The organism is Noviherbaspirillum sp. Root189 (assembly GCF_001428545.1).
Taxonomy (GTDB): domain Bacteria; phylum Pseudomonadota; class Gammaproteobacteria; order Burkholderiales; family Burkholderiaceae_D; genus Noviherbaspirillum.
Window position 1 is genome coordinate 149672 of the sequence record NZ_LMHZ01000001.1, and the last position, 18876, is coordinate 168547.

Below are 18876 nucleotides of genomic sequence, written 5' to 3' on the forward strand. Positions count from 1 at the left end.
CGCACGCAGGCTTTACCGGGCCGCTAGCGAACAGCGGCCCGCGGAGCAAGGTCAGCCTTTTTTCAGGCAAGCGCTCATAAACTTCTTGCGCTCGTCGCCAGTCTTGCCCTTGGCCTCGGCATTGCAGGATTTCATCTTGTCCTGCTGTGCCTTCTGCGCTTCGCTGACTTTGGGTTTGCTGCTCAGGCAGTCTTTCATAAAGGCCTTGCGCTCATCGCCCTTCTTGTCGCCGGCATCCTTGTTGCAGGTTGCCATCTTGTTTTGCTGCTCGGTCGCCGCGAATGCCGGCTGCAACAGCATGGGAAGTACGAGCGCGAGTGCGCCTGCAAGTGCTTTCATGGTTCTCTCCTGGTGGTACGTTTTTTAGAGTTATCGTCGACCTTGCGGTCAACTAAATTACAGCACACTTCCGGAAGCAGATGCAGCCGCTTCACTGCTTATTTGACGTCACGGCAGCAGGAATAGTGCCGCCATGGATTTGCGATTCCTCATTGTATTGTTGAGTTTGCAATAAAAAGGCCAGCAGGAAGGTCGATAGTTGGGACCAGTTGGGACTAAGGATTGAAGATCGCCCGACTAGGCTTAGTCGGGTGCCGGGATGGGAAGACGGCAACATGCAGCCATCGCTCGAAACACGATAGCTATCGTAGTCGCCGTAGTGACGGTAGCGACAAGAATGGCAGATTGGATCAGGCAGTCAGCTGCGCGACTTGTTGGGCACGCGTTGCACGCACCACGGTGACAACATCTGTCATCGGATCAATCTTCCAGGACTTAAGAAAGCCCTGCTCGACCAGCAAGTCGAGTGCCTTCTTCAAACCATTGCGGAAATGGTAGAGCTGCTGCGCTGAAGAACCACACAGGCCCTTCAAGGTTTCGACCTTGTAACCAAAGGGTTCGCGGTGGGTAAAGTAAAAACCATGCAGCCACTTCGCAAGCGGTGATCGCAATTTCAAGCGCTGGCGCCAGTCCAGCTGGGTATAGGCATCAGCGCCGAACAGTGTGATGAGCTTCGGATTAAGCCTGACCTTCCACTGCCGGTCGGTCTCATCCTTGAAGGTAAATTCCTGCACCAGCGTACCGCCGTAACCACGCTTGCCCGAACCAGCATCAAACCGGATCTCCACCGCATTGGCGGTCAGGCGCAGAATGCACAGGCGCAGGCGCTCATAAGAGGGGGAAGAGGTCGGCCAGCCCATGGACTTGAGCATTGAATAAGCGGTGAAGGACACCTCGTGACCCAGCGGCTGGCTGCGCGCCAGATGGACCAGATTCAGGAATACGTCTTCGTCGTCCTGGCGCAGTTCCTCGCCGGTATAAAAGATTTCGACACCCTTGACCGAGGTGATCGGCCTTTCCTTCAGGTGCTGACGCGGCTCGTTCTGGCGAGCGACACTGAACAGGGCGGAGCGCGCGAGAGGATTCGGTAAGCCGCGTACCTGATTTTCCCACAGAGGCAACTGGATAATATTGAGCACCTGCTCGACATCGCGGCGGACCGCATCGGCCGACACATCATCACTCGGGTCCAGACTCATCTGGACCTGCCGGCCGGTGCCCTTGCGCTTGGCAGCGAGGGTTTCCTCGATTTTTTGCAGCGCATCGCTAAGCGGCTTGTGCTTGATCCCTGTCGGCGGCATGTCATTCCATCCATTTTCGTTGTCAGGAAGCAAGGTATCACGCCTGTGGACGTATCCCGAGCGTGAAGCGTCGTCGTTGTAGCGTTGAAACACGTATTTCGAGCGTGGGTCGAGCAGCGATTGTGATGAATAAATAGGCACTCCATCGTTTCTCGAGCGTGGGTCCGCGCACTGAATGCTGTCCGGAGATGGCCATCGTCGTTCGAGCGTGGGTAAATCCCTTTTCAACCTCCCTGGAGCGACAGAAATTGGAACCTTAGACAGGTATTGACCAGTGTGGTGAGCAGCATCGGTATCGTATTTCGAGCGTGTACAGCGCGAGCGTCCCTTTGTTGGGGTTCAGCACACGTATTTCGAGCGAGGCAGACGCCAGTCAATGCCCCAATTATCGTTGTTCCAGCGTGGTCAAAACATGTTCTATCGTGTACCGAACGAGGTGAACTGCGGCTCTCAAACGAAATTCCTCGTTTTTCGAGCGATGAAACCAGCGAAAACAAAGGTATTGATCGCGATGTCTTGTATCGGACACCAAAACTTCAGCCCTTAAACCCGTTTTTGCGGCGCTGGCAGATAAAAATTATCGTGTTTGGAGCGTGGATACCCATCGTTCCCCAACCGTTGAGACACGTCGCTCGGGCGAGCATGGCGCGTTCGTGGAGCGTGTGATGCTCGTTTGTGGAGCGCGTCAGACACGTATCTCGAGCGCAAAAGATTGAGAATAAATTATTTAAAATCAAATACCTACAAGTCTTTTTCAGCTGCTTAATCTGGTTTTAATCTTTGTAATCGACGAAGCAGCAACGCTCGAAACACGTGCCTTGATGTGCCAAAGGGCATGGAGGGAATAGAGGGAATGGAGGGAATGGAGAAATATCTATGCGCTCAGAATTAAGGCGATAGTTGATAGTTGATAGTTGTATAAAGATCCGTCGAGGGATACGAAAATCCAGACGCATAGTCCCCGAGGCCAGGTTTCCTGGTTGGTGCTAATGGTGCTGATTCAAAGAGTGGCCGGTGCTAGAATCCTTGTAACCATGTATACGTGAATTAACACATACTGCCATTTAAGAAAGACTTATGAGTTCCTATTCCAATACATTTATTACAAGAAACCAGATTTATCTCGGCTACGATACTGAAGACCTCCTTCGCTTGGTGCGCTATCGCCGCCGTGAAGTCGTACTTACGCCGGGGTCTTACACGGACTGGTTCGGTATTAAGACAAGGACAAAATACTTCACCGCTGAACAGAACACACTTGATCAGCATGTTCCCCGATTCCCTTTTCCCGATGACGGAATCCATGCAGAGGCTATTGAGTATCTTGGAACGGCTAAAGCTTTGGAAGCGTCGGGTGACGATGTCACTATCGTAGAGATGGGGGCCGGATACGCCCCTTGGCTGGTCTTCTCGGCTCATGTGGCTAAACGTCTTGGCAAGAAGAAGATCAGACTTGTGGCGGTCGAAGCAGAGTCGGCTCGACATGAGCTGATGAAGACCCACTTCCAAGACAATGGCATCCCGCTGCCAGGAACAGATGGGCCAGTAACAACCGAAATAATCCACGGCGCCATCTCCAATCAGAGAGGCTCTCTGACCTTTGGGAGCGCCAGCATCCTCGATTGGGGAGGTGCATTACAAGAAGGCAAGGGAGACTATCGCGGTATCCAGACAAAGCAGGAGGTCGTCCCTGCAATGCTCATGAGCGATGTCCTCAAGAATCTTCCTGTGGTCGATCTGCTGCATGTTGACATTCAAGGCTGGGAAGCAAAGGCGATCGAAGCATCACTTGACGATGTTTGCTCCCGTGTCCGGTACATGCTGATCGGAACTCACAGTCGCCCAATTGAAGGCGAACTGATTTCCATGCTTCGCGCGTGTGGCTGGAAGCTAATGCATGAAAAGCCCTGCCAGTTCCACTTCACGGCGGAACTTGAAGAACTCAGTGGGGCAACTTGGCAAGACGGAGCCCAGATTTGGGCTAATACCAAACTAGGAGCCAACCCGAACCCGCCTGTAACCCTGAGCCCTGAGGACATGCGTGTCGCTGAACAGGAACGCGAGAAGTTGATCGCTGCCCACAACGACCAATATGCTGCGAGAGTTCTTGAGTTGGAACATGAAGTGAAGGCTCTGAAGGAATCCACGAGCTGGAAAGTAACTGCGCCCTTAAGGAAGCTCCGTTCGGCAGTCAAAGGGTAAATCTTTGGGGGGAGGCGAGATTTCAAAGCCCCCCGCCGCGAGTCCCCTCCCTCATGCCTTCAATCCCGCTCGGAGTGACACATAATTGGGCCGTGCATCCCGAGTTTTTTATGGAAGAAACGCCGTAGCGTCAGTCAATGGCTGCGCAAAAGGTATGAACGCCGACCATTTCCTCAAGCCGCCGTGCCTGCATGCGCGGCCGGCTAATCGTGTTTTGCTTGGGCTGGACTCCCAATGCCCACTTGCCAATCAGTACATCAAAGCTGGTTTTCCTCTTGAGAGCCATCGTCGCTTGAATGATTCGCCCGGAGTCGCTCGAACTCTTGGTCAAGTTCAAAGCGCACGCAAGGTTTCTCTGCCTTTGTAGTGCAGGATTACCTCTAGTGGGTTTTTGGGCCGGAAATAGTACGGAAAACCCATGCTTTGCAAGATGTGTACACGTAGACTTTTCAAGGTTAGGTGTAACACCCACAGGGGACATTCCCCGCTTCAAAGCCTTGCTGGCTCTGGGTTCGGCATCCCATAAGGGCTTTGGAACGGATGGTGCGGCTGGCGGGGATCGAACCCACGACCCTTGGCTTCGGAGGCCAATACTCTATCCACTGAGCTACAGCCGCGTAGGAGGAACGGTGAAGAGGCTGAAGGATACCGGTTTTCCGGTTGCGCGTCCATGCGTACGGTCGACCGGCCTGTGCATCTCAATAAATGCTATGCATCTCTCCTTGTGCAAGGAATGGATATTCAACGCACTGACAGCCACATTTGGTGCCGTGGAAACCTCCATTCAAACTGGTCATGAAGTCCCATCCGTCCAGTAGGCCAATCGACGCTGCCAATAAAGACGAAGAAATTACGTATTCGTAGTTACTAATTTCTTGCCCTTGGATCCACCCGGAAACACTGTTCTTTGCGCATTTGACGGATTCGGGCCAAGCGCCTCGCTCTTTTTTGTGACTAGTCAATAGCGCTGAGTTTATTGACAAGAAAATAATAAAAAAGGGAGGAAGACAATGAATATCGATAAACTGAGGCTGTTGGCAGATGAGGAAACCAACGATGCAAAGGCGCGCCGACAGCGTCGCAAGCGTAACGAAGTTTTCCGCCATAAACTGGTAAAGCAGCGTGCGTTACAATCTCAACACCGGTATCTGATGCTTTCTATCGGCGCAGCTGTAATAACGTGGACGTTTGCCGGAATCCAGGTGTTACGCTAGTCTTTGAATCATTCGCTGAGTTGCCTGCATGCAGAGCTGTAGTCGGCTCGGAAGCAGTCTGTCCGTCTTCCTCCTCTTCCCCTGCACACCATCCCTTTAATCGATGCATAGCCGTAGTACAGGCATGACGGCACCTACCGTTTTCAATTTGATTTGCCCTCTACACGATGCTACAGCCAGCGCATTTCCGTTCCACACCCTGAGCTTTCCGACTATAATCAAGGGTTTTGCGAGGTGTTGCGCTGCAGTTGGAGAGAGCCCCAGGCCATTTGCACACCCGCCCACCGGTTTTGAAAATGTACTGAGGGAATAATGAGCAACGCACACAACGAACACGAATCCGTTATCAAGACGCCGAAGCAGCTGGTCGCTGCTGTGATTGCCGCGTTCCTGATACCGATTATTTGCATCATCCTGCTGGTTCAGTATGTCTCCAACGAGTCAAAATCGGGGGCCGGTTCCGACAGCCTGGCACCGGAAGCGGTCGCCGAGCGTCTCAAGCCGGTGGCCGATGTCGGCTTCACGCTGAAAGACGTCAACGCACCCAAGGTTCTGCAAACTGGGGAAGCTGTTTATAAAGCTGTTTGTGCAGCCTGCCACACGACCGGGGCCGCGGGCGCGCCAAAAACTGGCGATGCTGCCGGATGGTCGTCACGTATCAGCCAAGGCCAGGCCACGCTGGTCGAACATGCGATCAAGGGCATCCGTGCCATGCCTGCCAAAGGCGGCAACCCGGATCTGGACGATGTGGAAGTCGAACGCGCCGTAGTCTTCATGGCGAATCAGTCGGGCGGCAAACTGAAGGAGCCGGTCGTCAAGGAAGCTGCACCGGCGGCCGCTTCGGCAAATGCTGCACCCGCAGCCAGCGAAGCAGGTGCACAGACCGCATCGGCTACCCAACCGTTAACCTCCTCGCCGTCGCAGCAAACGCAGGCACTAGCCGCAGCCGCTCCCGCAGCAAAAGCAGACGGCAAGAAGGTCTTTGACGCAAGCTGCGCAGCCTGCCACGGCGCAGGCGTTGCAGGTGCACCGAAGGTTGGCGACAAGGCGGCATGGGCACCACGCATCCAGCAAGGTTCCGCAACGCTGTACGAACATGCAATCAAGGGCTTCCAGGGCAAAGCCGGTATGATGCCTCCGAAGGGCGGTTCCTCCGCATCGGACGAAGAAGTCAAAGCTGCGGTCGACTACATGGCTGACGCAAGCAAGTAAATCAGGAATCAGGCGTCGGCATCAACCGTCCGCCCTCAAAAAAGCCGACCCGAGGGTCGGCTTTTTTATTAGCTGTATGGAGCAAAACCCGAGGGCGGTCTCACCTTGGTGGTGGCAGCGGCTGTCCGGGCTGCGGCGCTTGCGCAGTGCTCTGCGGTTCACCCACGTAGATTTCGACGCGACGATTGCGGGCGCGGTTGGCTTCGGTATCGTTGGCCACCAGCGGTTCATGAGAACCGCGACCATCGATATTGATCCGGTTCGTCGGGACACCACGCGCAGTCAGGTAGTCCCGTGTACGTGCAGCGCGATTAACCGACAAGGGGTCGTTGACTGCGTCGCCGCCGGTATTATCTGTATGCCCGACAATGGTCACCCGGCTGTACGGATTCTCGACAAGCCCGGAGGCAAAGCGGTCAAGAATGGGACGGAAATTCGGTTTGATATCGGAGCGATTGGTATCGAAAGAAATATCGGACGGGATGTCAAGCTTGAGGCGGTTGTCCTGGGTCTGGGTCACCTGCACACCGGTCCCCTGCGTAACCTGTTCCATTTGCCGCTTTTGCTGCTCCATCCGACTGGACCAGATGTTGCCGATGACAGCGCCTGCAGCACCACCTATTGCCGCACCTGTCGCAGTGCGACGTCCTCCACCGGGTCCTGTAGCGGCGCCAAGCACAGCGCCAAGACCTGCGCCAACGCCAGCGCCGGTTGCCGTGCCACGCTGTACCTCATTCATATTGGCACAACCACTCAGCGTCACAATAGCGACAAGGGAAGTAACGGTAATTTGCTTGCGCATTTGCATGATCTGCATGTCCTCTTGCGTAATTAAACAAGTTTTGGACATCCATGCGCCGATGCTAGTTCGGCAAGTTACAAATCGAGAGGCTTGTTACTCAAAGTCTGGGAGATGCCCAGTCCGAGCGCGGACATAACGACGACAGACAAATAATCTGGAATCTCATTATCCAGCAACGCATATCGAATCAAACTGCGTCACCTTCCTGCTTCGTGCTGTTTCCTGCGGGACACGGCAGCCGTCACAGCAGCTGTTACACCAGCCGCCAAAATACTGCTCAGTACGATCTTCAGCACTAATTTTTTCGATGTAAACTTCATCAGTCCGGACACCGCAGTAATCAGCAACGGCAAAGCGGTCTGCAGCCTGCCAATCGACAACCCTGCGGCACCCTGATGTCGAAATGTCGAATATACGCGCATCGCAAGCTGTTCAGTTGCCCCGCGTACCAGCGCCTGCGGCCTCAATCCAGTGCGCACGGTATCTTTGGCGATCATGATTTCAGCGCGATATAGGGCGCCTTGCGCTATCAATTGTTTCTTGCGCTCTTCCTGGTTCAAGATCGTCTTCATCACAATAAAGCGTCGCGGTCTTTGCGCAGCTCGGCCATTGTGGCGGGCAACGCCAGCACTTTCCGTGCGACGATCACACGCGCATATGCCAGCAGGGCGACTGCGCCGGCGGAATACAGCATCGCCACCAGAAACAGGATCTTCCATCCTAAAGCTTCCCACGCCAGTACGACGATCAATGCTGTCCAGCTACCTACGGCAAATAGCAGGATTACGGTGCCAAGGGCAGCAATCATCAACAGCCTGGCCAGGTTGTCGCGCAGCTCGCCGATCTCGATGGCGGCAAGCTCTACGCGGCTCAGCAACAGGCCGATGCTGTTTTTGATCAGGGCGGCAGTACCTGCTATCAGACCCGGATGATTGTCGTCGGGACCGGCGTGACGGGAAGTCACCGATTAACGACGTGAAAGCAGCAGGCCGACGACCAAGCCGGCACCGGCTGCAATACCGACAGCTTTCCATGGATTGGTTTGCACGAATTCATCTGTGCTTTGGGCCGCCACCTTGCTTTTTTCCACCGCAATGCCCTGTACTTCCTGCGCCCTATCCATTGCGGTATCAAGCAGGGAAAGTCCCTTGGCGCGCAGTTCGTCAGCCTTGCCGCCGGTCGACTGGGTTGCTTCACGGAAGAGGTCCTGTGCTTCCTTGATCAGGGTTCTCATGTCGTTACGTACGGTTTTGATATTCGAATTCAGCATGGTGATACTCCTTCAAAGTAATCTTTGCTTAACAGTGCTGTACTCATGCGAGAGGGCAAGACACCATTGGCACAAATAAATTTTACGCTTTCAGCAACATTGCCGCTTATTTATCTTAAGTAATTTGCGAAATCTAAACTTCCCGCCGGTAGATCACAAGCTTGTTGGAAGCGGAGAACATCACATTCCACATTCCGCATTGTGATGACTCAAGGCGGCGTCCGAGGGTGCATGTGTTGCTCTACCAGACTAACAATCGCTTTCGACTGATACCCCTGCGCCAGTTCATGTAACCGGTCGGCAAACGGCTGGTAATGGGGATCAAGGCTGGCGATATGCGCCGCATATTTACGAATGGCTCGCATGTTTCCTGCCATCGCAAGCTGATGTAATTCTTTCATTTCTTCAGAAGGAGGCGAGGCAATGAAAGGCTCGGCCATGCCCACAGATTCGGCGTCAGGGCCTAGCGTCATGCTCTGCGGCCCAAGTTTGGCACCACCACCGGATACGGCGGATGCCGCGCCAGCCGCCTCCTGGTCATTGCCGATGCCGACGTCCAGCACGAAACTAAATACACTGCCGCTTCCGGGATGGCTGTCGACGAAAATTTCGGAACCCATCATGTGCACCAGTTGCCGGCTGATGGATAGGCCGAGTCCTGTCCCGCCAAAGCGACTCTGTGGATCGCCTGCCTGCTCGAAAGGCTGAAAAATGCGGTCGAGCTGACTCGGCTCCATTCCGATACCAGTGTCACGCACTTCGAAGCGGAGCTGCGCTCGCGTATCGTTCAGTGACACCTGCTCGACATTGAGAGTAATCGTTCCGTTGTCGGTGAATTTCACCGCATTTCCAAGCAGGTTGAGAAGAACTTGTCGCAAGCGCTGTTCATCGGCGACGATCATGCGCGGAAATCCCTTTGTATCGTAGCTAAAGCGCAGCCCCTTCTGTTCTGCCCTGACGCGGATGATGTCGATGATCGTTTGCAGAAAAGGCTGGAGCGCAAATTCGCCGCTATACAGTTCGAGTTTACCCGCCTCGATCTTGGTCAGGTCGAGCAGATCGGTAATCAACGCCAGTAAATGCTCACCGCTTTGCTGGATGGTTTCCAGATTCTTTTGCTGGCGCGCGGTGAGGTTGCCGTCACGCCTGAGCACCTGTGCATATCCAAGCACGGCATTCAGTGGTGTGCGGAGTTCATGGCTCATGCTGGCAAGAAAAGCGGTCTTGGTCTGATTTGCGACTTCGGCACGCTCCTTTGCAACCGACAATTGGGTGGTCCGCTCTCGGACAAGTTCCTCCAGATGCAGCCGGTGCTGTTGCAGCTCGCGCTCAACCTGCATGCGTTGCTCGATGTCGCGCTCAAGTGCAAGATTCTTTGCTTCGATCTCGCTGAACAGCGATTGCAGCGCCTGGCGCGTACTTTCAAGCCTGTTGCCAAGCATGCTCAGCTCGTCGTCGCCTTGCCAATGGAAAGGTTCGGCCAGCTGCCGGCGGGCGAGACGCTGGGACTCATCCATCAGCCGGTGCACAGGCGCAAGCAATCGCTGTTGCAGCAAGGCGACGATGAGGATCAGGCTGAGCAGGAGCTGGCCGAGCGCGGTGACGACAAACACCGTGCGCATATGTGCGATTTCTTTGTCGAGCTGCCCGCTGTCCATCTCCACGGTTACGAAGCCGATCACCCGATCGTTATAGACCACGTCGCGGCCAATCGACGTCTGACGGCCAAGCCTGCGCTCCGGACGTTCAGCCCGCAGAAAAACGCCAAACTGCTTGTCACGCACGGTCAGTGCGGTGATCCGCTCATCGCTCAATACCGACTCGAACAACGGATAGGCGGCATCCCGGCTGAGGTTCCACAAGGGCTCCTGCATGCCGAGAGAAATTATTTCCGCAATTCGCCGATGGTCCGCAGCGCGACGCTGGTCCAGGGCATGGTGCCTCTCTCTGAACGTGGCCAGACTGGCGACGAAAAGTGGAATCAGCAAACCGATAATGACAGCGAGCACAATGGACGCACGTAGCTTCAGTTGCAGCCTTCCCCTGTATCGTTGAAAAATCATCGCCGTATGTTGCCGTGACGCGCCTGTCCTTTTCAGGGAAGGGCTGCGCTGGAAATGAATCCGGTATGGTCAGTCGCCACGGCGATGACTATACTGAACCGCTCACCACCCTTGCGCATCCATACGGAGCATCGTATGCATTGTCGTATGCCGCTGCTGCTGGCTGCAGTGCTGCAGCTCCTCGGATGCTCGGCTGCTTGCGCATGGCAACTAGTGACGGAAGAAAATCCGCCATACAACATGCGTCAAGATGGCAGGGTGGTCGGCATTTCGACCGATAAGCTGCTGGAAGCGTTCCAGCGAGTCGGTGTTAAGCCGGACATCCAGATCATGCCGTGGGCGCGCGCTTACCAGTCGGCACTGACACGCAGCAATCACTGCGTGTTTTCCACCGCAAGAAACACGGACAGGGAGCCGTTGTTCAAGTGGATCGGACCAATTGCCGAGGCAGAATGGGTACTCTATAAAACCGCGGACGCAGCAGTGCCGGCCAGACTCGACGATGTGCGCGGCCAAGTGATCGGCGGGTATCTGGAGGATGTCATTACCAAATGGCTGCTGGCGCAAGGCTACCATGTGGAAGCAGCAACCAGCGACGCGGTCAATCCGCGCAAACTGATCGCCGGAAGAATTGATTTTTGGGCATCGACGCCGGCACGCGCATCGCGTTTCCTGGCCGCTGGGAATTTGGCTTCAGCCATCGTACCGGCGTTGTCCTTCGGGCGCAGCCAGCTTTATCTGGCCTGCCATCCGTCCGCGTCGGACGCCATGGTACGTCGGCTCAATGATGCACTGCGAGATATGGGTAAGGATGGCACATCGGCACGCATCGAAGCGCGCTATGCGAACCGGCTCAAGCCATAAGAAAAACAGGTTGTTTCAGGCGCCGCGCACGCGAAGTTCGGCAATGCTCTCGATGCTTCCGATACGGATGACCACCGGACTACAAGACATCACGTGCTGGGTTGGCCTCCATGCGAACAGCCATTCCTTTTCCAGGGCAAGCTGCCGGGCTTTGGAAAATGCCGCACCCAGGGGGCTGGGCGTTCCATATGAAATAGCCGCATCGATGCCAGCCCAGCTCGGTAACATGCGCTGCACGGCACGGTGTATCCGTTCGCCGAATTGCTCGGCATCGTGAACGACCAGGCAGGTATCGGCGCCGCCGAAGATATCGAAGAGCTTTTCGTCCCAGGAATCCGCCATGCTCAGTGTCAGAAAGGTGGACGCGGCAACCGACCGGCGTGCACTGAAAGGTATGATTTGCTGGACCGGCGCAGTCATCTGCATTTCCGCCGGCGGCGGCCGCAGGCGGAATTCGCCCAACTGGAGAGAGCGCTCCAGCCATTGACGCTGCGAATAGCGGTATAGCTTGGATGGACGCTGGTAAGCGTGGACGGAAGAACGGGACTGGGCAGGATTCATGGAAGTCGGGATGTGGATCTTGCTGTCATTTAAACAGATTACGGACAACGCGACAAATACAGGATGCCAAATATTGATACAACATCGTTACATCTTGCTGGCACGCATCGTTTATCATTGAAGTCAAATTCCCGGTCTTGCATTGATGCATGTTGCAGGATTATCACCGCTCAAGGAGCTACCATGCGATTCAAACTATTTGCCGTGTCAGGTGCCATCCTCGCGCTGGCTCTGTCGTCCGCCCATGCGAGCGATGTCAATGTAGGCGTCACTGTTGCCGGCGAAATCAGCCCGGGCGTCTACGGCCGTGTCAACATCGGTAATACGCCGCCACCGGTCGTCTACCAACAACCCGTCGTGATTGTGCGCCAGCCGCGTCCGGTTGCACCGATCTATATGAATGTTCCTCCCGGCCACGCAAAAAAATGGAGCAAGCACTGCCATAAATACAATGCCTGTGCCCAGCCGGTGTATTTTGTAAAGAGCGCCGAATATGGCGGCTATGACCGTGGTGGCCGTGATGATGGGCACGGACGAGGGCATCATGATGACCATCACGGTAACGGTCATGGCCACAAGGAAAAGAAGAACAAGCATCATCACGACTAATACCAATCCCAACCCATAACGCAACATGAGATCGCGTCTTTTTTCCGGGGGCGCCGAGCCGCCTGCCGGCGTTGCACTCGTCGTCAATAGCCCGCTATTGACTCCTCCTGCGCCTTGCCAGTCAAAAAAATCCATCGAGGTTGGACCGGGTTGGCAACGGTCGACCGTAAGCAACGACGCTTCGGTGTTTGCAATAACTTTTCGTTTTCATTCTTAGTCGAATAGCCGCTGTACTGGCGGCATTCGTTCCCTTTCTTCTTCGCATAAAAAAAAGCGGCCCGAAAGCCGCTTTATCACACGTCCGAACCAGTAACATTACTGGCTTGAGGTAGGGGAAGTACCTTGACCGGACGAGGTTTCCGAACCCGAGCCAGCCGATGCGCCGGAAGACTGCGCCTTCTCGGCGCGCTTGGCCTTTTTCACTTTTTTCTTGGATGTCGCGGTATCGCTGCTGCCCGATGAAGCACCAGATGTTGCCGAGGGCGAGCTGGTGCCGCTTGCGCCGGAAGTGCTTGAGGGATTCGGCGTGCTCGGCGGTACCGACATGGATGTCCCGTTGCCACCTGCCATGCCGGCATCGCTGCCGGTACCGGCACCAGTTGCCCCAGTCGCATTTTGCGAACGTACGGTCGGTGACGGTGTGGTTGCGCTGCTGCCTGCACCTGAGGATTGCGCCAGAACCAGTGACGATGCCGATGCAATCAGAACAAATGAGATCGCTTTGAGCTGGTTGGTTAATGTCATGTGTACCTCCTATTAATCACAAGAAAAGCATCACCGATGCAGCAACTTGGATGCAGTGCTTTTCTGCTTGTTCAGGCGGATCACTAACCGGTTACCGCAATCCCTGATGGTTTTTTTGCAAGCAACTGAATTTAAAAGGTTTTTGACAATGTAAAAAACTGTAACCCCTATCACTCGGATAGAGGTACTTTCAGCGTTACAGCGAACCTCATGTTGCGAGTTCTATTTTTGCCGATCAAGCGTAAACCTCGTGCCGGCCTGACGAACACGCTCACGCAGGTTTACTGGTCCATTTGTGGCAGGGCAAGCGAGCGCAACTGGAAACGCCCGTCGTTATTGAATAACCATGTCTCGGACACTTCTACCTTGCCATGGCGCAGCAGATGGGAAGCCGGTTTGGGAAAAGGCGCCGCCTTGCGCAATGAAGCCAGCGCGGTTATCTCATTTTCTCCATCACGATTGGAACGCATGATGTCGCTACGGATCAGTTGTCCATGCGAGTCGATGGAATAGCGAACCACGATCACAGAACGCAGTAATGCCTGTGGCCTGCTGGTGTACACCTTGGTGGAATTAACCTGGACGATGCGCTGTGCAAGGTCGCGCTTGTAACCTTCGACCGTGTTTTCGGTCGAAGTCGCATCCGGCAGCGTGTCGACTGTTTCGAAACGACTGGCTTTCCGGGCGTTTCCGGTCGGTGCATCCGCACTGCGGGTGGCGCAACCGGCAAGCACAGTCACGGCAAGCAGGATCAGGAATTTGGCATGCATGGCATTGTCAGTAACTATGGCGGAAGCAGTGGTGAAGATGAACGACAGTCTGCATGCGACGATCGTCCTGCAAGGCCTGCGGACGCCGGGATGCTGTGACTCAACATAATATAGTGCCGCCGAACGGCAGAAGTCATTTTACCGGCAGTTACAACTTGTCCTGCCGGCCATTAGTTAGGGAATAACCCATGCGCGTTCAACACTCTGTTGCCTCAACCGTAGTGCAGGCGAATGCCCAGCGCATCCACCGCGATGGCCAGTCATTTTTCGAGGTATACGCGACAGGTTTCACCACCGCCACGCACGATCAGGTGTGGGCAACCTTAACCGATTACGAAAGTCTCGCGAATTTTGTGCCGGATCTCGTGTATTCCCGTGTGATCTCCCGCTCCGGAATGGTGAGCATGGTGGAACAGGCGAGTCGCGCAGGGACAATGTTCTTCGCGCCACTGGTGCGCATGCTGGTGCGTATTGAAGAAGAGCCGCAGTCCACCATCACTGTGTCCCAGGAATCCGGCGACATGCAACACTACACTGCGCGCTGGGAACTGGAGCCGGCCAGCCAGGGTGATGGCGCGCAAGGTACGCGCATCGTGTTCGCCGGTGAACTCGAGCCCAGGTTCTTTATCCCTGCTTTTATCGGGCAACCTGTTGTACAAGCCAATGTCAGGCAAATGGTGGAATCGGTCATCAAGGAAATTGAACGCCGCACTCGGCATTAGGGCATTTACCCGACTTCAGCCCGAGTTCAACCAAAGTGGCGGCTGATCCGGAATGATTCAGTCGCCGCGATCAGTTCCTGCGCAATGCCGGGTTCAAAGCCAGAATGTCCCGCGTCATCGATTATCCTCAGCCGGGATTCGGGCCATGCCTGATGCAGGCGGTAGGCAGTCAACGGCGGACAAACGACGTCATATCGCCCTTGCACGATGACAGCCGGTAAATGGCGAATTTTGTCGACGTTGCGGATCAGCTGATCGTCGCTGAAGAAGCCGTCATGCAGAAAATAATGCGCTTCCAGCCGGCCGATACCCAGGCTGACCGCATCCGTGCCGAACTGGTCAATCGACTGCGGATCGGGACGCAGGAACAGGCAACTCGCTTCATAACGGCTCCAGCGACGGGCGGCAGGAATATAGATGTCGGGATTGTCTGAAAACAGGCGCTTGCAGTAAGCCTGCAACAGTTCGCCACGCTCGCTTTCCGGGATGGCGGCGATAAAGTCATCATGCACTTCCGGATAAAACCAACGCATCCCGTTTAGGAACCAGTCGATCTCGGGTTGTGTACACAGGAAGATACCGCGCAGGATAAATCCGAGGCAGCGTTCGGGATGCGCCTGGCCGTACGCCAGCGCGAGGGTCGATCCCCAGGAGCCGCCGAACAGCAACCAGCGTTCTATACCGAGCATGGTGCGCAGGTGCTCGATATCTTCGATCAGCAACTGGGTTGTATTGTTGCGATATTCTCCGAGCGGTGTTGACTGGCCGGCACCGCGCTGGTCGAACAGGATGATGCGATAGTGTTCCGGGTCAAAGAAACAGCGCTGGCGTGGCGAGGTACCGCCGCCGGGACCGCCATGCAGGAACAACACAGGCAACCCGTCCGGATTGCCTGATTCTTCCCAGTACAAGGTGTGAATGTCATCGACCGGCAGCATGCCGCTGCGATGGGGTTCGATGGGAGGAAAAAATGGCTGGCTGGCATCAATCATCGTGCGCTCCGAACTAGCATGGCAGTGTCATTGTAGAACGTACTGGCGGCAAGGTCGTTCCCCTAAGCGCCTACCGTTAGGCTGACGTTGCATTTCACTCCCCGAATTCCGCGTTTCGTCGCAATTGGCTGTCACCGGCTGACGCGTTCCGGCAGAATCCGTTTCATTATCTAGCTGCCAAGGAGCGTGACATGCTGCTGCAAATCATAGGGAATACACCCGCCTGGGTCTGGGCTTTGCTGGCTTTTCTGGTCTATCGCGGCGTGGTGGCCAGCGTCGGCCAGGAAACAGGGCTGAAAAAGTTATTTATCATCCCGATAGTCATGCTGGGTTTATCGATCCAGGGCATCGCGGGCAGCTTCGGCGCCAGTCTCATGGCCGCACCGGTCTGGCTCGCCGGTATGGCGGCCGGCATCCTGGCGTCATGGATACTATTCAGTCTCGATAGCGTCATCGTGCGTCCGGAACGCGGTACCGTGTTCCAGCACGGCAGTTGGTTACCGATGTTTTTGATGATGGGTATTTTCCTGACCAAGTACGCAGTGGCCGTATGCCTGGTCATGTCGCCTCAGTTGAAACAGCATGCCGGATTTGTCATCAGCGTCTGCGTGTTGTACGGCATATTCAATGGTGTGCTGATTGGTCGTCTGCTGCGCATTGTGGCAATTTATCGCTCGGGAGTAGCCAGAATTTATAATTTGCTGTAGACTTCAGGCCCTTCAGACGTGGTGACAAACGTCGCATGTACCGGCTTGCCGGGCATGAGCAATTTCAGGAGTGGTAGTTCAGTTGGTTAGAATACCGGCCTGTCACGCCGGGGGTCGCGGGTTCGAGTCCCGTCCACTCCGCCAGAATTAAAAAGACGAACCTTCGGGTTCGTCTTTTTTTTCGCCCGGTGTTTTTATTATTCCGTTCGTATCGACCGGGATGGTCGATACGGCGCAGATCACGGCTCAGATTTGCAGGCATTCAGGCATCGGGGCGGACGAAGCTGACGAAGCTGCCGCCCTACTCTGCCTGTTTTTTCATCGCCGTTCAGGCAGCCTTCTTTTGCTGCTCCTCGCCACCGAGTGCGTCAACCAGATCGCCGATCAGCTTCGCCAGTTCACCGGTCATCAAGGCAAAATCGGTGTCAAAACGTTCATCGTCATTCTGGGTCGACGAATCAACATTTTCCTTCAGTACATCCAGTGCCGCGACGCGCTTGATCGCCAGCGATTCGGTCAGCACAAACGACACGCGGTCATTCCACGTCATCGCCAGGCGCGTGCACTGCTTACCCGCGGCGATGTGGCGACGTACATCGTCAGCTTCCAGCGTGTGGCGAACGTAGCGCACCGTCGCCTTGCCTTCGTTGGTGGCACGCAATTCGGTATCCTGGTCGACCGTGAAGCCACTCGGTGCTTCATCAGCGGCGAGCCAGTCGGTCATTGCCGACAGCGCAGAACGCTCGGTACGCAGCGAAGCGAACGGCAGGGTCTCCAGCGATTTCAGCAGCAGCTTGAACACTTCATCGGCCTTGGCCGGGCTCGATGCATCCACTACCAGCCAGCCGTTGACCGAATCGATCCAGACCCGCGTGCTGCGTTGAATACTGAACGCGCGCGGCAACAGTTCGTCAGCTACCTGTTCCTTGAGTTCCTTCATCTGCTTGCGGCCCGGCTTGAAGCCTTGCTGCTCTTCGAGTTCAACGGCGCGCGCCTTGGTCACCTGATTGATCACGCTCGATGGCAACAGCTTCTTTTCCGTCGATAGCTCCAGCAGCATCTGGCGGTTGACGGTATGCACCAGCGCGCCATTGTTGCGCGGCGATGCCCAGCCCTGGCTTTGCAGTTCACTGCTCGAGCAGGGGGCAAATTCCTGCTTGACGAGACTCTCTTCGAGCTGTTCGGATGTCATGGTCCATGGAGCGGTGAGACGGTAGATTTGCAGGTTCTTGAACCACATGCTTGGCACCCAAAAAGGCGCCATTCTACCGCCAGGATCGGCAGTGTTGGTTGTAGGCGTGCAGCGCAAAAAGTATTGACAGCGACGGCGCTTTATATCGCTGTGATGGTATCCGGCGCGGAGCTTGGCGTGCTCTCGTCACCAAACAATCCGAGCTGAAGGAGTTCTTCTTCCTCGTTCAGGCGCACACCCACGCCCAGCAGCCGCACGGGACGTCGGCCGCGTTGCCAGGCCGTGTCGAGGAGCTTGCGGCATAAGCCAGGATCGAGAATGCTGCTGACACATTCGGCTGTCGTGCGCTGAAAATTCGCGAAACGAATTTTTACAAACAATTTATGCGTAGCGCGCTCGGCATTGGCGCGCCGGATGCGTTGTTCAAGTTTGGCAATCAGGTCATCGAGTTCGCGTTCACACGCCGCCAGGTCGGGCAGGTCGGTAACATAGGTTTCCTCGACACTGACCGACTTGCGTTCCTGGCTTGGACTGACCTGGCGTCGATCGACGCCACGGCAGAGGTTGTACAGGCTACCGCCGAACTTGCCGAAGTGATGCTGCAATTCGTTGATCGGCCATTGCCGCAGATCCGCGCAAGTGAATGCGCCGAGTTTCTTTAGCTTTGCCGCAGTCACTTTGCCGACGCCGAACAGTTTATCGACCGGCAGTGCTGCGACGAAGGCGTCGACCTCGTGCGGGCGCACCACGAACTGTCCATTCGGCTTGTTCCAGTCGCTCGCGATCTTGGCAATGAACTTGTTCGGCGCGATGCCGGCCGAGGCCGTGATGCCGACCGTGGCAGCGATACGGGTGCGGATTTCCTCGGCGATCAGCGTGGCGCTGTTGCGGCAGTGCGGTGAATCGGTGACGTCCAGATACGCCTCGTCGAGCGATAGCGGTTCGACCAGGTCGGTGTAGTCGCGATAGATCGCCAGAATCTGCTTCGATGCGGCGCGGTACTTGTCCATCGCTGGCGGCAGCACGATCAGGTCAGGACAGCGCTGCAACGCCTGCGATGTCGCCATCGCCGAGCGCACGCCAAATTTTCGCGCTTCGTAATTGCAGGTCGCCACGACGCCGCGTTGATCGGGTCGTCCGCCGACCGCCAGCGGCCGTCCGCGCAGCGAAGGATCATCGCGCATTTCGACCGCTGCATAAAAGCAGTCGCAATCGCAGTGAATGATTTTTCGGAGCGGCGCGTTCACGATTTGACGGTAGCAGCAAGGAAGGAAAGTGGACTCCATTTTACGGTGGCCGTGCACGCTGCGCT

The 18876-nt window shown here is 55.6% G+C and carries 20 protein-coding genes and 2 tRNA genes; 8 read left to right on the forward strand and 14 right to left on the reverse strand.

Annotated features, from left to right (window positions below; genetic code table 11):
- Positions 1-51: 51 nt before the first annotated feature.
- Positions 52-339: a PsiF family protein gene (locus ASE07_RS00730; RefSeq protein WP_057288876.1), complete on the reverse strand. Its 288-nt coding sequence runs from the start codon at positions 337-339 to the stop codon at positions 52-54.
- A gap of 350 nt (positions 340-689) precedes the next feature.
- Entirely contained in the window at positions 690-1781 is a 1092-nt protein-coding gene (gene trfA, locus ASE07_RS00735; protein WP_156396313.1) for a plasmid replication initiator TrfA, read from the reverse strand.
- Between the two features lie 936 nt (positions 1782-2717).
- On the opposite strand from trfA, the gene ASE07_RS00740 reads away from it, so the two are divergent.
- Positions 2718-3842: an FkbM family methyltransferase gene (locus tag ASE07_RS00740; RefSeq protein WP_057288878.1), complete on the forward strand. Its 1125-nt coding sequence runs from the start codon at positions 2718-2720 to the stop codon at positions 3840-3842.
- A gap of 541 nt (positions 3843-4383) precedes the next feature.
- Here the strand turns inward: ASE07_RS00740 and ASE07_RS00745 are convergent.
- Positions 4384-4459 (reverse strand) — tRNA-Arg (locus ASE07_RS00745).
- Between the two features lie 393 nt (positions 4460-4852).
- Here ASE07_RS00745 and ASE07_RS00750 point away from each other — a divergent pair.
- Positions 4853-5056: a hypothetical protein gene (locus tag ASE07_RS00750; RefSeq protein ID WP_057288879.1), complete on the forward strand. Its 204-nt coding sequence runs from the start codon at positions 4853-4855 to the stop codon at positions 5054-5056.
- Positions 5057-5368: 312 nt separating this feature from the next.
- Complete coding sequence (locus tag ASE07_RS00755) at positions 5369-6268, forward strand: c-type cytochrome (RefSeq protein WP_057288880.1); 900 nt, start codon at positions 5369-5371, stop codon at positions 6266-6268.
- A gap of 100 nt (positions 6269-6368) precedes the next feature.
- Here the strand turns inward: ASE07_RS00755 and ASE07_RS00760 are convergent, their stop codons facing one another.
- The 5 genes from ASE07_RS00760 to ASE07_RS00780 all read right to left on the reverse strand — a co-directional run bounded on the left by ASE07_RS00760 (position 6369) and on the right by ASE07_RS00780 (position 10403).
- The gene (locus ASE07_RS00760) at positions 6369-7076 is read right to left on the reverse strand and encodes an OmpA family protein (RefSeq protein ID WP_442946036.1); all 708 of its coding nucleotides are present in this window, start codon (positions 7074-7076) and stop codon (positions 6369-6371) included.
- A 191-nt stretch (positions 7077-7267) separates the two neighbouring features.
- A complete protein-coding gene (locus ASE07_RS00765) occupies positions 7268-7642 on the reverse strand; it encodes a hypothetical protein (RefSeq protein WP_057288881.1) in 375 nt (124 codons plus the stop codon).
- Positions 7642-8034 carry a phage holin family protein gene (locus ASE07_RS00770; protein ID WP_057288882.1) on the reverse strand — a complete coding sequence of 131 codons (393 nt, stop codon included), beginning with the start codon at positions 8032-8034 and terminating at the stop codon, positions 7642-7644. The genes ASE07_RS00765 and ASE07_RS00770 overlap by 1 nt, the downstream gene beginning before the upstream one ends.
- 3 nt (positions 8035-8037) lie before the next feature.
- Entirely contained in the window at positions 8038-8340 is a 303-nt protein-coding gene (locus tag ASE07_RS00775) for a DUF883 family protein (protein ID WP_057288883.1), read from the reverse strand.
- A 209-nt stretch (positions 8341-8549) separates the two neighbouring features.
- On the reverse strand, positions 8550-10403 hold the full coding sequence (locus tag ASE07_RS00780; RefSeq protein ID WP_057288884.1) for an ATP-binding protein: 1854 nt from the start codon (positions 10401-10403) through the stop codon (positions 8550-8552).
- Between the two features lie 135 nt (positions 10404-10538).
- On the opposite strand from ASE07_RS00780, the gene ASE07_RS00785 reads away from it, so the two are divergent.
- Positions 10539-11267, forward strand: coding sequence for a substrate-binding periplasmic protein (locus ASE07_RS00785; RefSeq protein WP_162256852.1), 729 nt, complete (start codon positions 10539-10541; stop codon positions 11265-11267).
- A 15-nt stretch (positions 11268-11282) separates the two neighbouring features.
- Here the strand turns inward: ASE07_RS00785 and ASE07_RS00790 are convergent, their stop codons facing one another.
- On the reverse strand, positions 11283-11828 hold the full coding sequence (locus ASE07_RS00790) for a hypothetical protein (RefSeq protein ID WP_057288886.1): 546 nt from the start codon (positions 11826-11828) through the stop codon (positions 11283-11285).
- Positions 11829-12011: 183 nt separating this feature from the next.
- Here ASE07_RS00790 and ASE07_RS00795 point away from each other — a divergent pair, with 183 nt between their 5' ends.
- Positions 12012-12437 (forward strand): hypothetical protein, encoded by a 426-nt coding sequence (locus ASE07_RS00795; RefSeq protein ID WP_235548299.1) that lies wholly within the window; start codon positions 12012-12014, stop codon positions 12435-12437.
- 315 nt (positions 12438-12752) lie between these two features.
- On the opposite strand, the gene ASE07_RS28555 is transcribed toward ASE07_RS00795, so the two are convergent.
- Together ASE07_RS28555 and ASE07_RS00805 are read right to left on the reverse strand one after the other, a co-directional pair.
- Positions 12753-13181, reverse strand: coding sequence for a hypothetical protein (locus ASE07_RS28555; protein WP_156396314.1), 429 nt, complete (start codon positions 13179-13181; stop codon positions 12753-12755).
- A 281-nt stretch (positions 13182-13462) separates the two neighbouring features.
- Entirely contained in the window at positions 13463-13951 is a 489-nt protein-coding gene (locus tag ASE07_RS00805; RefSeq protein ID WP_057288888.1) for a hypothetical protein, read from the reverse strand.
- 188 nt (positions 13952-14139) lie between these two features.
- Here ASE07_RS00805 and ASE07_RS00810 point away from each other — a divergent pair, with 188 nt between their 5' ends.
- Positions 14140-14673 carry an SRPBCC family protein gene (locus ASE07_RS00810; protein WP_057288889.1) on the forward strand — a complete coding sequence of 178 codons (534 nt, stop codon included), beginning with the start codon at positions 14140-14142 and terminating at the stop codon, positions 14671-14673.
- Positions 14674-14699: 26 nt separating this feature from the next.
- Here the strand turns inward: ASE07_RS00810 and pip are convergent, their stop codons facing one another.
- On the reverse strand, positions 14700-15665 hold the full coding sequence (pip, locus tag ASE07_RS00815; protein ID WP_057288890.1) for a prolyl aminopeptidase: 966 nt from the start codon (positions 15663-15665) through the stop codon (positions 14700-14702).
- Between the two features lie 128 nt (positions 15666-15793).
- Between pip and ASE07_RS00820 the strand changes: the two genes are divergently transcribed.
- Positions 15794-16372 (forward strand): DUF6622 family protein, encoded by a 579-nt coding sequence (locus ASE07_RS00820; RefSeq protein WP_327196031.1) that lies wholly within the window; start codon positions 15794-15796, stop codon positions 16370-16372.
- A gap of 67 nt (positions 16373-16439) precedes the next feature.
- Positions 16440-16516: transfer RNA gene (locus ASE07_RS00825), tRNA-Asp, on the forward strand.
- Between the two features lie 184 nt (positions 16517-16700).
- Here ASE07_RS00825 and ASE07_RS00830 read toward each other — a convergent pair.
- Together ASE07_RS00830 and dinB are read right to left on the reverse strand one after the other, a co-directional pair.
- The gene (locus ASE07_RS00830) at positions 16701-17612 is read right to left on the reverse strand and encodes a recombination-associated protein RdgC (RefSeq protein ID WP_057289063.1); all 912 of its coding nucleotides are present in this window, start codon (positions 17610-17612) and stop codon (positions 16701-16703) included.
- 92 nt (positions 17613-17704) lie between these two features.
- On the reverse strand, positions 17705-18850 hold the full coding sequence (gene dinB / locus ASE07_RS00835) for a DNA polymerase IV (RefSeq protein ID WP_057289064.1): 1146 nt from the start codon (positions 18848-18850) through the stop codon (positions 17705-17707).
- Positions 18851-18876: the final 26 nt, after the last annotated feature.

Excerpts from the sequence above, each read along its gene's own strand:
- ASE07_RS00730 (WP_057288876.1), bottom strand. The coding sequence starts at position 339 with ATGAAAGCACTTGCAGGCGCACTCGCGCTCGTACTTCCCATGCTGTTG.
- ASE07_RS00740 (WP_057288878.1), top strand. The coding sequence starts at position 2,718 with ATGAGTTCCTATTCCAATACATTTATTACAAGAAACCAGATTTATCTC.
- ASE07_RS00750 (WP_057288879.1), top strand. The coding sequence starts at position 4,853 with ATGAATATCGATAAACTGAGGCTGTTGGCAGATGAGGAAACCAACGAT.
- ASE07_RS00755 (WP_057288880.1), top strand. The coding sequence starts at position 5,369 with ATGAGCAACGCACACAACGAACACGAATCCGTTATCAAGACGCCGAAG.
- ASE07_RS00760 (WP_442946036.1), bottom strand. The coding sequence starts at position 7,076 with ATGCAAATGCGCAAGCAAATTACCGTTACTTCCCTTGTCGCTATTGTG.
- ASE07_RS00765 (WP_057288881.1), bottom strand. The coding sequence starts at position 7,642 with ATGAAGACGATCTTGAACCAGGAAGAGCGCAAGAAACAATTGATAGCG.
- ASE07_RS00775 (WP_057288883.1), bottom strand. The coding sequence starts at position 8,340 with ATGCTGAATTCGAATATCAAAACCGTACGTAACGACATGAGAACCCTG.
- ASE07_RS00780 (WP_057288884.1), bottom strand. The coding sequence starts at position 10,403 with ATGATTTTTCAACGATACAGGGGAAGGCTGCAACTGAAGCTACGTGCG.
- ASE07_RS00785 (WP_162256852.1), top strand. The coding sequence starts at position 10,539 with ATGCATTGTCGTATGCCGCTGCTGCTGGCTGCAGTGCTGCAGCTCCTC.
- ASE07_RS00790 (WP_057288886.1), bottom strand. The coding sequence starts at position 11,828 with ATGAATCCTGCCCAGTCCCGTTCTTCCGTCCACGCTTACCAGCGTCCA.
- ASE07_RS00795 (WP_235548299.1), top strand. The coding sequence starts at position 12,012 with ATGCGATTCAAACTATTTGCCGTGTCAGGTGCCATCCTCGCGCTGGCT.
- ASE07_RS28555 (WP_156396314.1), bottom strand. The coding sequence starts at position 13,181 with ATGACATTAACCAACCAGCTCAAAGCGATCTCATTTGTTCTGATTGCA.
- ASE07_RS00805 (WP_057288888.1), bottom strand. The coding sequence starts at position 13,951 with ATGCATGCCAAATTCCTGATCCTGCTTGCCGTGACTGTGCTTGCCGGT.
- ASE07_RS00810 (WP_057288889.1), top strand. The coding sequence starts at position 14,140 with ATGCGCGTTCAACACTCTGTTGCCTCAACCGTAGTGCAGGCGAATGCC.
- pip (WP_057288890.1), bottom strand. The coding sequence starts at position 15,665 with ATGATTGATGCCAGCCAGCCATTTTTTCCTCCCATCGAACCCCATCGC.
- ASE07_RS00830 (WP_057289063.1), bottom strand. The coding sequence starts at position 17,612 with ATGTGGTTCAAGAACCTGCAAATCTACCGTCTCACCGCTCCATGGACC.
- dinB (WP_057289064.1), bottom strand. The coding sequence starts at position 18,850 with ATGGAGTCCACTTTCCTTCCTTGCTGCTACCGTCAAATCGTGAACGCG.